A 13353-nucleotide genomic window follows, 5' to 3' on the forward strand; every position below is an offset into this window, starting at 1 on the left:
CTGGTATAACCCGCTCAGGCGCCACTCCGCGCTCGACTACGAGTCACCCGCTGGTTACGAGAAGAAGCACCGCGCTGCCGCTTGAGGGCGAAAGCGCGGAACGCTCTGCGGAACCGGGGCAACTTCAGTCCTGGAGGCCCGCTACCACCAGTCCTCCACGGTGGTGACATCCCAACTGGAGCCCAAGGACTGGCACGCCGTCATTGGCGACGCGACGCTGGCCGACGCCATCCTCGACCGGCTCGTCCACAACGCCCACCGCCTCCGGCTCGCCGGGGACTCCACCCGCAAGGCGGACGCGAATTTGACGAAGGCGCGTAAGCAGGTGAAGTGAACGAACGTCCCAGCGTCGCTGACGCTCCGACTGCTCGCCATGGCCGGAACGGCTGCTCGGCTTGAACTGGAATGGGTGCTCACCTTCGCCGGAATACGCATTGAGGAGGTGGTTGCGTCGTCGCCTTGCGTACTACGGGAGCGTAGAGGCGAATTGCCGGCGCGCCAGGATGCGGACCCTCGTTGGCGCGCCAGCGCTGTGTACTCACGCGCGGAGGTGTTGCAACTCGTCACTGACGGTCATGTACCGGAGGACCGGCGCATCCTGTACGCCATCCTCTTCCTGGCAGGTGTTCGCTCGGGGGAGGCGGCCGCGCTGACGTGGAACGCCTACGAGCAGACGCTCAGTCCTCTGGGGCGGCTGTGGGTGCATTCCAGCTTCAGTCACCGCCGCTTGGCGGTGAAGTCGACGAAGACGGACGTCGTGCGCGCCGTTCCCGTGCACCCCTGGCTTGCACGCCTGCTTGCGTCCTGGCGTGAGGAAGGGTGGTCGCGATTCATGGGGCGAAATCCGGGACTCGAAGACCTGGTGGTCCCTTCCCCGCGTGGACAGCACCGCCGGCAGCAGGCTGTCCTCCGGCTGCTCCACGAGGACTTAGGGGCGCTTGGGCGGCCTCTGCGGCGCGCTCATGACACGCGGCGGACGTTCATCAGCTTGGCTGTCGCTGATGGCGCTAGGCCCGAAATCCTGAAGTGGGTCACTCACGGCCCGCCTCCTGGAATCATCAACGCCTACACCACGCTGCCGTGGGAGGCGCTCTGCACCGAAGTCGAGAAACTGCGGCTCGATCCGCAAGGGGGCATCAACATGACGAACTGCTACAGTCGCGCTACAGGCGAAGCCGGAAACGAAAAAGCCCCCAAGTCTCAGGGACTTGGGGGCTCATTCGAGCGAGGAGTACGGGACTTGAACCCGTGGCCTCCGGCGTGACAGGCCGGCGTTCTAACCAACTGAACTAACTCCCCAGAATGGGAACCGCGAGCGGCAGCGCCGAAAACCGAGCCTCTCACTAAAAGGCGAAGGGCCCGGAACCTTGCGATTCCGGGCCCTTCTTATTTGGCGAGGAGTACGGGACTTGAACCCGTGGCCTCCGGCGTGACAGGCCGGCGTTCTAACCAACTGAACTAACTCCCCACATCGGTACGACAGTGGGCGGAACAGGGATTGAACCTGTGACCATCGCCTTGTAAGGGCGCCGCTCTACCTCTGAGCTATCCGCCCGTCAGGCGTCCGCCGCGCTTCGGTGAGGCGGGCTTTTATCGGCCTCATCCGACACTGTCAAGCATACGCTTCAGCAGCCCCGATCATTCCGGGAGGCCGCCCGGGCCCTGGTGGGCATCCGGGCGGCCAGCCTGAACGCCGCCTGGCTACGGGGTGACCGTGCCGATGTCCCCACCGCTGAAGCCGTTGGTGCTGCCACCCCGGTCGTTCCGGTCGCCGTAGCAGAACGGCCCACCATTGAGGGAGTAACGGTACGTGTAGGACGTCCCGGCCGGCACGCCCGTTGGCAGGCTCACGGAGTACTGGTCATTGTCGCCCTCGTCGCTGAGGTACGTCGCCGCCAGCCATGTCCAGCCGGAGACACCCGGGTCGCTGCTCACGGGGCCATAGCCGAGCTCCGCGACGACGCCCGCGCCCTGGCCTCCTCCGGGGGTGACGCCTTCCGCCCACAACTGGCCATAGACGATACGCGGGTCACCTTCGGCGCCCGCCGCGATCTCGAAGGGCCACTGGAGATTGCAGTAGCCAATCCCCGCGTGGTTACCCACCGTGAGGGCGTGCTGCTGGCCCAGCGTGTAGCCACCCACGTCGCTGCCGTCCTTGTCGCAGTACGTCCACGCGGTGCCATCCGTGGAGTAGCGCAGGCTGATGGCGCGGTCGCCGGTGTAGGCCGGCGTCACGGTGGTGGAGAACTCGTCCGTGTCCGCCTCGCCATCCGCCTCGCCGGTGTACTCCGCGGCCTTCCAGGTGAACGCGGCCGCCTGGGTGGACGCGTTGGCGTCCGCGGCGCCCACGCCCACCTGGACCTGGATGCCAGCGCCCGCACCAGTCCCCGCGGTGACGCCCGGGATGTGCACCCGGCCCACCACGGTGACGGTGTCGCCGCTGCCCACCGTCGTGCCGCTCACGCTCTGGAGGCGGCAGTAGGCATCCGTGGGCTCGGGGTCCGGGTCCTCACTCACCGCCAGGTTGCCCGTCAGCGCCGCGTCGAAGCCATCCGGGCCGGTGCTGTTGCCGTCCGCGTCGCAGTAGAGGAACTCCCCGCCGTTCACCTGGAAGCGGTAGGCGAACCGGTAGCCGCCCACCACGCCCGGGTTGGGCAGCGTGGCCTGGTACCGGTCGTTGTCGAAGAAGTCCTCCGCGAACTGGCCCGTCGTGCTCCAGTCCCACGCACCGGACGTGGCCGGGTCCTCACCGGCGGGGCCCCAGCCGAGCTGGCCCACGATGTCCGCGCCCTCGCCCGTGGTGGTGTCGGTGATGCCCGCCACGTTCACGTACGCGACGATGACGTGGCTGGCCGCCTCACCGGCGGTGTACGCCAGCGACTGCGGCGTGTTGTTCCCGTCCGGCCCCAGCTTGCAGTAGTTGACGACGTTGATGGCCTGCGCCTCCGTCACCGTGAGCGTGCCCGTCAGCGCGGCGTCGAAGCCGGTGGCCCCGCCGCTGTTGCCGTCCGCGTCGCACAGCAGGAACTCGCCGTCGTTCACCTGGAAGCGATAGGCGAACCGGTAGCTGCCCACCGTGCCCGGGTTGGGCAGCGTGGCCTCGTACGCGTCATTGCTGCCGAGGTCCGACGCGTATTCGCCGCTCGTGGTCCAGCTCCACTGCGAGGACGTGGCCGGGTCCTCACCGGCGGGCCCCCAGCCCAGCTGACCGACGATGCCCTCGCCCTCGCCCGCGGAATTCGTCACGCCCTGCACGAACACCTGGGCCTCCACGCGGCGACTGGCCGTGGTGGTCGTCGTGTACGTCACCGTCTCCGGGGTGTTGTTCCCATCCGGCCCCAGCTTGCAGTAGCCGATGACGCGCGGGATGACGGGCTGGCCCGTCACGTTGAGCGTGCCGAGTTGGTCCAGCTCGAAGTCCTGGCCGCCGTCGTCCACGCCGTTGCCGTCGCACACGCGGATGGGGCCGCCGTCGTGGCTGAAGCGCACCGCATAGCGGTACTCGCCGTTGATGGCCGGGTTGGGCAGCGTGCCCTTCCACTGGTCGTTCACCTCGAAGTTGTCCTGGTCGAACGTCAGCGAGGCCGACCAGTTCCACAGGGGCGAGGTGCGCGGGTCCTCGCCCACGGGGCCCCAGCCGAGCTGGCCCGACAGGCCCGGTCCCGCGCCTTCGCGGTCCGTGACGCCCGGCAGGTTGACCTGGGCATGCACCGTCTTCAGGCCCGAGGTCTGCGTCGTCGTGTAGTTGATGACCTCCGGCGGCGTCTGGTCGAGGCCAATCTTGCACCACGTCACCGGCGGCTTCGGCGCCTCGTCACCCACGGTGAGCGTGCCCAGCTTGGACAGGCTGAAGGTCAGCTCGCCCTCGGTGCTGTCGTTGACGCCGTCCACGTCGCAGAAGCGCCACGCGTTCTCGCTGATGCTGAAGCGGTAGGCGACGCGCCAGGTGCCCTCGGTGCCTGGGTTGGGCATGTCCGCTTCCCACTCGTCGTTGTTGCCGTGGTCCGTCTTGTACGTGGCGTTCACCCACGTCCAGCCGCTGTCACTGCGCGGGTCCGAGTCCGCCGGGCCGTAGCCGAGCTGCGCCACCAGGCCCGAGCCCGCGCCGCTGCCCTGGGTGACGCCCGCCGCGTACACCTGGCCGGCCACCTTCACGAGCGTGGTGTCGCCCGGCCGGTAGAAGACGTTGAGCGGCCCGCGGTTGTTGTCCGGGCCCAGCTTGCAGTAGTCCACGCGCGGCCGGGAGATGAACACCCGGCGCAGCATGTCCTCCGACACGCCGTTGGCGCTGCCGTCGCCGTCCGCCATCACCCACGTCGCGCCGTTGTCGATGGAGAAGCGCATGGTGACGACCCACTCGCGGCTCTCACCGCCAATGGCCGGCTGGAGCAGCACAGTGCCCTGGTAGATGTCCGCCTCGCGGCTGTCCGAGTCAGCCTCGTAGGTGGCCTCCTCCCAGGTGTAGCGCTCCGGGTTGAGCAGCTCCGCGTCCGCCGGGGCGAAGCCCACCTGCGCGCGGATGCCGCCGCCCTGGCCCGTGCCGCGGGTGATGCCGGCCACGGTGACGGCGCCGCGCACGGTGGTGCCCACCGGCTGGCCGTTGCTGACCGCGTCCACGTTGCCGTTGAGCACCTCGGCCTGGTCGATGTTCGCCGACGGCGCGCCTTCGTAGGTGAAGCCGCCCACCAGGGTGCCGTGGGCGCTGTCGGGGTTCACCACGCGCACGTCCACCGCGCCGGAGGTGGCCGTGGGGGTGTAGCCGTAGATGCGGTAGGTGTTGACCACCACCACCCGCAGGGCCTCCTGCTGACCGAAGTACAGCTTCGCGCCTTCCTTGAAGCCGGAGCCGTAGACGTTGATGAGGGTGTTTCCCGCGACGGGGCCGCCCGAGGGCTGGACCTCCCGCACGATGGGCGCGTTGTCGCTGGGAGGAGGGCCTCCGTCTGAGTCATCGCCACAGGCGACGACCAGCAGAGGCAGGACGAGGAAGAGGGCACGGAGGCAGCGAGACGACATCGACATCACCCCTTGACGCCGCCAGCGGTCAACCCGCCGACGAGGTGTTTCTGGAGAGCGAAGAACAAAGCCATGACCGGCGCGGAGACGATGAGCGCGCCCGCGGCGAACTTGCCCCACTCCACCTTGTGCTCGCCGACGAAGCGCTGGAGCGCGACGGGCAGGGTGAAGCGGGACGGGTCATTGAGCAGCGTGGCGGCGAGGATGAACTCGTTCCACGCCGTCATGAAGGAGAAGAGCGCCGTCACGGCCAGCGCGGGCCGGGCCAGCGGGAGCACCACGCGCACGAACACCTGGAAGGTGGAGGCGCCGTCCATCACCGCCGCCTCTTCCAGCTCGCGCGGCAGCGTGTCGAAGTAGCCCTTGAGGTTCCAGATGCAGAAGGGCAGGGCGGTGGTGGCGTAGACGAGGACGAGCCCCGTGAGGCTGTCCAGCAGGTGCAGCTTCTGGAGGATGCTGTAGATGGGCACCATCATCAGCGTCGCCGGGAACATCTGCGTCACCAGCAGCGCCTGCATCCCACCTTCCTTGCCGGGGAAGCGGAAGCGCGACAGCGCGTAGGCCGCGGACACCGCCAGCGTCAGGCCCACCAGCGTGGTGGCGCCGGCCACGACGATGCTCGCCAGGAGCTGCCGGCCGAACACCCACCGCCCCGCCGCGTCCGTGCCGGAGAGCACCTGCCGGAAGTGCTCCAGCGTGACGGTGTCGGGGAAGGGGTTGGCGGTGAGCGCCAGCCCATCCGTGGGCGACAGCGCCATCTTCACCACCCAGAGCACCGGGTAGAGCGTGGCCATGCACAAGAGCGTCAGCCCGGCGTGGATGGCGGCCATCTTCAAGCGCGAGGGGCGGTTCATCCCATCACCTCCGAGGACGACCGCATCAGGCGCCTGGTGAAGGTGGACCAGGCCAGCAACACCACGAAGATGAGGACCGAGTACGCCGCCGCGAAGCCGTACTGCTCGTTGCGCTGGAAGGCCCAACGGTATGCCTCGGACACCAGGATGTCGGTGCCGCCGCCCGGCTCACCGCCGGACACCAGGTAGATGATGTTGAACATGTTGAAGGTCCACACGCTGCCCAGGATGACGGCCGGCAGCATGGCGGGCTTCAGCAGCGGCAGGGTGATGCGGCGGAACTGCGTCCACTTGCTCGCGCCGTCCACCTCCGCGGCCTCGTAGAGCTCCTGGGGGATGGACTGGAGCGCGCCCAGCGCGACCACCATCATGAAGGGGAAGCCCAGCCAGGTGTTGGTGGCCACGTTGGCCGCGAAGGCCGTGGAGAAGCGGGTGAACCAGCTCACCGGCTCCAAATCCAGGGCCACCAGCAGGCCGTTGATGGCGCCGAACTGCCGGTGGAACATGCCCTTCCACATGAGCGCGGTGATGTAGTTGGGTACGGCCCAGGGGATGATGAGCAGCACCCGGTAGACACCCCGCAGCTTCAGCAGCGGATCCTTCAACAGCAGCGCCAGGAACAGGCCGATGCTGACGTGGAGCACCACGTTGACCACCGCCCACAGCAGCGTCACGGCGAGCGTGAAGTAGAAGGACAGGGGCTCGGTGAGGCTGTAGCCGCGGCTGGCCAGGATGTCCACGAAGTTGGCCAGGCCCACGAAGGAGTACTCCCCGGCCTCGTGGTGGAACAGCGACAGGCTGAGGCCCACCGCGAAGGGCACGAACACCAGCACCGCCACGCCGGCCGCCGCGGGGGTGATGTACGCCACCGCCTGCGCCACGTCCGGATACCGTCGCTTGAAGGGCAGCGTCGCCGCCGGGCGCCGCAGCACGTAGACGGAGCCGCCCAGCGCCATGGCGCCCACCAATCCCAGCCACGGCAGCGGGCTGGCCTCGGGCGGGCGCTCGCGGTGCAGCGCGCGGTAGCGCCGGTCCGCCAGCGCGCCCGCGTCCTGGGGCTCGGTGCCGCCCTGGAGCACCGCGCGCAGCGCCAGCTTCATGGGCTCCCACACGCGCGCCATCTCCAACGTGTTGGGCATGGGCGTCGCGTGGCGGGCCGCCTCCCGGAAGGAGGAGATGAGCGTGTCCTCCCGCACCTCGCGCAAGCTGTACGCTGCCACGTCCGCCGGAATCTGCCGGCCCACCGTGGCGCGAACGCGGGAGGCCTCGCCCAGCGAGATGAAGCGCGCCAGCGCCTGGGCCTGCTCCGCCCGCGCGGAGCGCGATGACACGTAGGCCGTCTCCACGCCCAGGAAGGGGCGGATGGGGAGGTTCGTGGCGCTCACCACCGGCAGCCCCACCACGCGGTAGTCCACGTCCGGGGCAATCTCCCCGGCAAACCAGGGCCCGCTGATGACCATGGCGGCGCGGCCGTCGTTGAAGAGGCTCTTCACCAGCGCGCCCGAGGCCTCCTGGGGAATGAAGCGCCGGTCCTGCAGGTCCTTCACGAAGGCCAGCGAGCGGGCCATGCCCTGCGTGTCGAAGCTCGCGCGGCCGGAGGCGTCGAACAGCTCGCCGCCGAAGCCGAAGAGGAAGCCCGCGTGGAAGTAGAAGTCACCACTCTCGTAGGCCATGCCGAAGCGGCCCTCGCCCGCGTCCGACAGCGCGGGCAGCATGGCCAGCAGCGCGTCCGTCGTCTCCGGCGGCTGGGGCACGAGCTTCGTGTTGACGTACAGCGCCAGCGACTTGAGCGACATGGGATAGCCGTACACCTGGCCATCCACCTCCAGCGCCTCGATGGCGTTGGGGAAGTAGTCCGCGCGCGCCAGGCCGCTGGCGGGAGCCACCAGGTGCTGCGCGTGGAAGTTGCGCAGCCGCTCGTGGTTGAAGATGAAGACGTCTGGGCCCACGCCGTGCGGAATGGCGTTGGTCAGCTTGGCCGCGTAGGCGTCGTAGGGCAGGGCGAGCAGCTCCACCTGGACGCCCGTGTTCGCGGTGAAGAGCTCCGTGGCCTGGACGAGCGCCGTCTCCTCGCCGCCGCGGTACGCGTGCCACAGCTTCAGCGGCTTCGCCGTCTCCGGCGCGGCGTGCGCGCTCAGCGCCGTGGCGAGCAGCGCCAGGCAGAGCCACCTGCTCACGACGCGACCTCCAACGCGGCGCACTGCTCCGGATGGCGGAGCGCCACCGCGCCGTCCTGGGAGAAGACGTGCAGGGCGTCCGCCACGGGGGCCAGCTGCACCTTGTCACCCACTGCGACGTGGACGCCCTTGTCGAAGCGCGCGGCCACCAGCCCTGCCTCCGTGGTGACGAAGGCGTACCCGTCGAAGCCCAGGCGCTCCACCGCGTCCACGGTGCCGGTGAGCGGCCCCTGGGCCACCACGCGCAAATCCTGGGGGCGCAGGCCCAGCAGCACCGTGGCTTGCTCGGTGGGCACGTCCGCGGGACAGGGCAGGGTGAAGCCCTTGCCGGTGAACAGCGCCCCCTCGCGCCGCGCCTCCAGGAAGTTCATGGCGGGCGAGCCGAGGAACCCCGCGACGAACCGGTTGGCGGGGCGGTTGTAGAGCTCCAGCGGCGGTCCCACCTGCTGGAGGAGCCCGCCATTGAAGACGGCCACGCGGGTGGCCAGCGTCATGGCCTCCACCTGGTCGTGGGTGACGTAGATCATCGTCGCGCTCAGCCGGCGGTGCAGCCGCGCCAGCTCGCCGCGCATCTGGACGCGGAGCGCGGTGTCCAGGTTGGAGAGGGGCTCGTCGAAGAGGAAGACCTTGGGCCTGCGGACGATGGCGCGGCCCATGGCCACGCGCTGGCGCTGGCCGCCGGACAGGGCCTTGGGCTTGCGCTCCAGCAGGTGGCGCAGCTCCAGCATCCCAGCCACCTCCTGCACGCGCGCGTCAATCTCCGCCGCGGGGAACTTCCGGAGCGTCAGGCCGAAGGCCAGGTTCTCCCGCACCGTCATGTGCGGGTAGAGCGCGTAGGACTGGAACACCATCGCCACGTCGCGATCACGCGGCGGCACGTCGTTCACCCGGGCGCCCCCGATGCGCACCTCACCCGCGTCCACCTGCTCCAGGCCCGCGATGAGCCGAAGCAGGGTCGTCTTTCCGCACCCGGAGGGGCCGACCATCACCAGGAATTCGCCTTCGCCCACCTGAAGGTCCACGCCCTTCACGATGAGGTTCTGGCCAAACGACTTCTTGATCCCACTCAGGGTGACTTCGGACAAGTCGTGCTCGGAGAAATTTATGGGAAGACGGTCGCGCACCTTACCCGGGCGCTCGTCTTTTCCTCAAACCTCCTTGGTTGCACGCACTGCGTCATCCAGGGGTGTACACCACTGAACGGAGGGCCGCCCCCGAGGCGACGCCGGGGCCCTGCCTTGTCAGCCACGGAAGGCGCTTGTTATGGAAGCGGAGATTTATTGCCGGGCCGAGTCATGTCCGGACCTCGAGGTCAGCCTACCTGATGCGCACTCCCAGAATGTCCCGTCTCGTGGGCGTGGCGCTGTCCGCCGCCCTGTTCGCCGCTGGCTGTAGCGAGAGCGACTACGTCCGGCTGTACCACGGTGAGGCTCGGGCCCCGAGCTACTCGGTGGATGACATCGAGTCGCTTCGCCAGATTGGCCCCACGTACGTGGACAAGGGCGTGAACTTCGCCCTGTATTCGGAGAACGCCACCCGGCTGGAGCTGCTGCTCTTCGAGGATCCGGAGAGCAACCGCCCGGCGCGCACCTACGAGATGACGCGCTACGGCGACGTGTGGAGCGTCTACGTGGAAGGCGTGGGCGTGGGGCAGCACTACGGCTTCCGCGCGTGGGGCCCCAACTGGGAATATGACCCGCGGTGGTTCCCCGGGTCCATCCACGGCTTCAAGGCGGACGCGGACGTCTACGGCAACCGCTTCAACCCGAACAAGCTCCTGACGGACCCGTACTCCAAGGCCCTGCACCGCGACCACGACTGGACCAAGGGCAGCACGGCCAGTGGCCCCGCCCGCACGGAGGTGACGTACGCGGCCTCCGCCAAGAGCGTGCTCGTCAAGGACGGCGACTACTCGTGGGGCGAGGTGGAGCAGCAGTGGCGCGCCAACCGCCAGGACGAGCACTGGCAGGGCCACGGCTGGCAGGACCTCATCGTCTACGAGGTCCACGCCAAGGGCTTCACGGCGGACCCCGCCAGCGGCGTGCGCTTCCCTGGCACCTACCGCGGCTTCGGTGAGAAGGCGGCCTACCTGGCCGAGCTGGGCATCACCGCGGTGGAGTTGTTGCCCATCCACGAGAAGCCGCTGGACGGTGGCTACTGGGGCTACCAGACCATCAACTTCTTCGCGCCCGAGGTGTCCTACGCGGCCTTCAAGGAGCCGCACCAGGTCATCAACGAGTTCAAGTGGATGGTGGAGCAGCTCCACAAGCACGGCATCGAGGTGCTGGTCGACGTCGTCTACAACCACACCGGCGAAGGCGGCCTGTGGCGCGAGAAGCTGGAGACGGATGACGTCATGCCCGGCGAGCCGCTGGAGTCCCTGGACCCCGCGGAGACGGCCGGCCTCTATTCGTTCCGCGGCATCGACAACCAGGCGTACTACGCGCTCAACCCGGACCGCCGCACGTACTGGAACAACACCGGCGTCGGCAACCAGATGCGGCCCAACCACCGGCCCACGCGCAAGCTCATCATCGACAGCCTGCGCTTCTACGTGGAAGAGCTCCACGTGGACGGCTTCCGCTTCGACCTGGCGCCCATCCTGGGGGAGCGCGACGGCGACTACAACCGCTGGGACGACCCGCGCAACACCGTGCTCCAGGACGTCATCGACGACCCGGTGCTCCAGAAGTACAACACCCGCATCATCGCCGAGCCTTGGAGCGCGGGCGGCTGGTACTGCATGCCGCTGGGCGAGTTCCCCAACGCCAGGACGCAGCCGGGCAACGGCTGGTACGAGTGGAACGGCCGCTTCCGTGACTGGTGGCGCGCGTTCATCAACCAGGACGGCTGGAAGCTCAACTCCAATGAGGGGTCGCTGTGCGGCCGGCCCGGCACGGTGGACGGCGGCTTCCTGATGTACGGCAGCCAGGAGTGGTTCGAGCGCAACGGCCGCCGCCCGTATCACTCCATGAACTTCATCACCGTGCACGACGGCTTCACGATGTACGACCTGTTCGCGTACGACGAGAAGCAGAACCGCTGCGGTCCGCTGAACCCGGTGTGCTGTGACAACCCGAACAGCCCCTTCTGCGACAAGGTCAGCGGCGAGGAGCACAACCGCTCCCGCAACTGGGGGCCCATTGGCGACGAGCGCGCGGAGAGCATGCGCCGGCAGATGATTCGCAATGCCTTCATGTCGATGATGATCAGCCACGGCACGCCGATGATTCTCGGCGGCGACGAGTGGATGCGCACGCAGCTGGGCAACAACAACGCCTACTCCACGCTCTCCGACAACGCCTTCAACTGGTATCAGTGGGGCGCGTACCTGGCGCGCGACGAACGCCACCGCATGTTCGAGTTCGTGAAGGCAGCCATCCGCCTGCGCAAGGAGCACGCCTACGCCTTCGCGCCGAAGGACTACGGCGCGGGCGCGCCCCTGGCCTGGAAGAGCGCCCAGAACACCGAGGCGGCGTGGGACAGCAAGCAATTGATGATTCACTACCACGACGCGTCCTACGGGCCGGAGCTGCTGGTGCTCATCAACATGGAGCCCCGCGCGGTGGAGTTCACGCTGCCCGAAGGCCGCAAGTGGACGCGGCTCATCGACACGCAGGCGTACTTCGACAGCCCGGCCTATCTCACGACCGCGGGGTTGGACAGCCGGTCCACGGGCAACGCGTGGCTGGATATCCCGTCGCCTGTGAACGGCCCGACGTATGGGATGCCGGAAAGAACCATCGTCGTCCTGCGCGCGGAGTAGGGCAGGCAGCCGAGGTTGCGCTATAAGCAGGGCCCGCCCATGCGAGTCCTGCCTGCGCGCCTCGGCGCCCTCCTGTTGACGTTCCTCCCACTCGTTGCCCTGGCCGATGCTCCTCGAGATCGCTTCGGGGCCGCGGGCTACTTCCGCATCATGACCCGCCCGGACTTCTCGGGCGGCTCCGGTCAGCTGGGCTATTACTGGCTCTACGGCCGGCTCCTCAACGAGAGCCCTTACGGCGAGCTCAACCTCCGGCTGGATGCGCTCCAGGCCACGCCGGGGTCCGATGAGGTGTGGGCCGAGGTCCACTCCCGCATCTCCGGCACTTCGTTCCGTTCAGCGGACCCCGGCAACGGCTCGCTGGTGAACTTCAGCGCCGACTACCTCTTCGTCCGCGCCGGCAACATCCTGCTGGACCGGGTGACGTGGCAGTTGGGCACGCTCGAGGACCGCTGGAACGACCTGCACATCTACGACCAGCGTCCCGGCACGGTGCTCTGGGACACGGTGGGCCTGTCCGGCACGTACCAGGGCGACCGCTACGACGTCCTCCTGGCGGTCGGTGACAGCGGCTACACGCTGCGGCCCCGGAACTACAACACGGTGCTGACGGGCGCCGCGTCGTTCCGCTACCGGCTGATTCCCGGGCACCTGGAGGTGGGTATCCGCGGACAGGTGGGCTACGAGCCCGCGGTGAGCGGCAACCGGAACGCGCTCTATGCGTCGCCCGGGACCAGCTACGAGAACTTCGCGCGGCGCGAGGTGGTGCGGCGCTACTTCGAGGCAAACCCGGGCGTGGAGGACCTGGTCCCGGACCTCCAGGCGCGCAGCGCGCTGTCGTACCGGGCCATGGGCTACCTGGGCTTCGGCAATGTGGGGCCGCTGGTGTGGAGCAACATGTACCTCACCTTCGAGAAGCGCCACCCACAGCCCTTCTACACGGAGAACTTCCGGGGCCGGGACTGGACCGTGTACGTCACGGACCAGACCGACGAGCGCTACGACGCCAACCTCGGCAACGAGGCCTACCTGCGCATCATCCCCGACAAGCTGGAGGCGCTCTGGGGCGTGTGGGCCGGCTACTCGTTCAACAAGGACAACGAAATCGTCGCGGGCGAGGACAACCGCGTCATCGCCTCCACGGTGCTTCGCCTCCAGTACTTCCTCACCGACAGGGTCCACCTCCTGGTGGAGAGCAGCCTCGCGCGCGAGAAGAGCCTGAACGGCAACCTCTACCGCAACCACGTGGACTCGGTGTTCACCAGCACCGGCGGCATGGCGGACGCGCGTGGCCTGGAGTTCGGTGACAGCGACACGCGCGACACCTGGCAGTTCAAGGCCGGCGTGGTGCTCAACCCCACGGGCCGCAGCATCTACGCGCGCCCCAGCCTGCGGCTGCTGTACGGGCTCCAGCGCTCCACCCAGCACGCGGCGTTCGGCAACTCCTTCGTGGACAGCCTGGACCAGTACAACGTTTACGTCGGCCCCGAGCGTCACTGGCACTCGGTGGTCGCGATTGAGGCCGAAGGATGGTTCTGACAAG

The 13353-nt window shown here is 68.3% G+C and carries 6 protein-coding genes, 3 tRNA genes and 1 pseudogene; 3 read left to right on the forward strand and 7 right to left on the reverse strand.

Features of this window, described 5'->3' with window-relative positions:
• Positions 1–127 precede the first annotated feature (127 nt).
• A pseudogene (locus HV826_RS28745) lies at positions 128–334 on the forward strand (ATP-binding protein); the annotation flags it as partial.
• Positions 335–1225: 891 nt separating this feature from the next.
• On the opposite strand, the gene HV826_RS28750 reads toward HV826_RS28745, so the two are convergent.
• From HV826_RS28750 to HV826_RS28780, 7 genes are all read right to left on the reverse strand, one after another.
• Positions 1226–1299, reverse strand: a tRNA-Asp gene (locus HV826_RS28750).
• 92 nt (positions 1300–1391) lie between these two features.
• Positions 1392–1468, reverse strand: a tRNA-Asp gene (locus HV826_RS28755).
• Between the two features lie 15 nt (positions 1469–1483).
• Positions 1484–1555 (reverse strand) — tRNA-Val (locus HV826_RS28760).
• A gap of 146 nt (positions 1556–1701) precedes the next feature.
• Positions 1702–5016, reverse strand: coding sequence for an IPT/TIG domain-containing protein (locus HV826_RS28765; RefSeq protein WP_255208053.1), 3315 nt, complete (start codon positions 5014–5016; stop codon positions 1702–1704).
• Between the two features lie 5 nt (positions 5017–5021).
• Entirely contained in the window at positions 5022–5870 is an 849-nt protein-coding gene (locus tag HV826_RS28770) for a sugar ABC transporter permease (protein ID WP_163777498.1), read from the reverse strand.
• The gene (locus tag HV826_RS28775) at positions 5867–8047 is read right to left on the reverse strand and encodes an extracellular solute-binding protein (protein ID WP_176420166.1); all 2181 of its coding nucleotides are present in this window, start codon (positions 8045–8047) and stop codon (positions 5867–5869) included. Before HV826_RS28775 ends, HV826_RS28770 begins: the two co-directional genes overlap by 4 nt.
• Positions 8044–9132, reverse strand: a complete 1089-nt coding sequence (locus tag HV826_RS28780; protein ID WP_176420204.1) for an ABC transporter ATP-binding protein — start codon at positions 9130–9132, stop codon at positions 8044–8046. Before HV826_RS28780 ends, HV826_RS28775 begins: the two co-directional genes overlap by 4 nt.
• A gap of 254 nt (positions 9133–9386) precedes the next feature.
• On the opposite strand from HV826_RS28780, the gene HV826_RS28785 reads away from it, so the two are divergent.
• Positions 9387–11813, forward strand: coding sequence for a glycogen-debranching protein (locus HV826_RS28785; protein ID WP_255208054.1), 2427 nt, complete (start codon positions 9387–9389; stop codon positions 11811–11813).
• Positions 11814–11852: 39 nt separating this feature from the next.
• Positions 11853–13349 carry a hypothetical protein gene (locus tag HV826_RS28790; RefSeq protein WP_176420170.1) on the forward strand — a complete coding sequence of 499 codons (1497 nt, stop codon included), beginning with the start codon at positions 11853–11855 and terminating at the stop codon, positions 13347–13349.
• The last annotated feature ends 4 nt before the right edge of the window (positions 13350–13353 follow it).

It is taken from the genome of Myxococcus sp. AM010 (assembly GCF_013372585.1).
GTDB lineage: Bacteria > Myxococcota > Myxococcia > Myxococcales > Myxococcaceae > Myxococcus > Myxococcus vastator.

Coding starts and splice junctions, on each gene's coding strand:
- HV826_RS28765 (WP_255208053.1), bottom strand. CDS start 5,016: ATGTCGTCTCGCTGCCTCCGTGCCCTCTTCCTCGTCCTGCCTCTGCTG.
- HV826_RS28770 (WP_163777498.1), bottom strand. CDS start 5,870: ATGAACCGCCCCTCGCGCTTGAAGATGGCCGCCATCCACGCCGGGCTG.
- HV826_RS28785 (WP_255208054.1), top strand. CDS start 9,387: ATGTCCCGTCTCGTGGGCGTGGCGCTGTCCGCCGCCCTGTTCGCCGCT.
- HV826_RS28790 (WP_176420170.1), top strand. CDS start 11,853: ATGCGAGTCCTGCCTGCGCGCCTCGGCGCCCTCCTGTTGACGTTCCTC.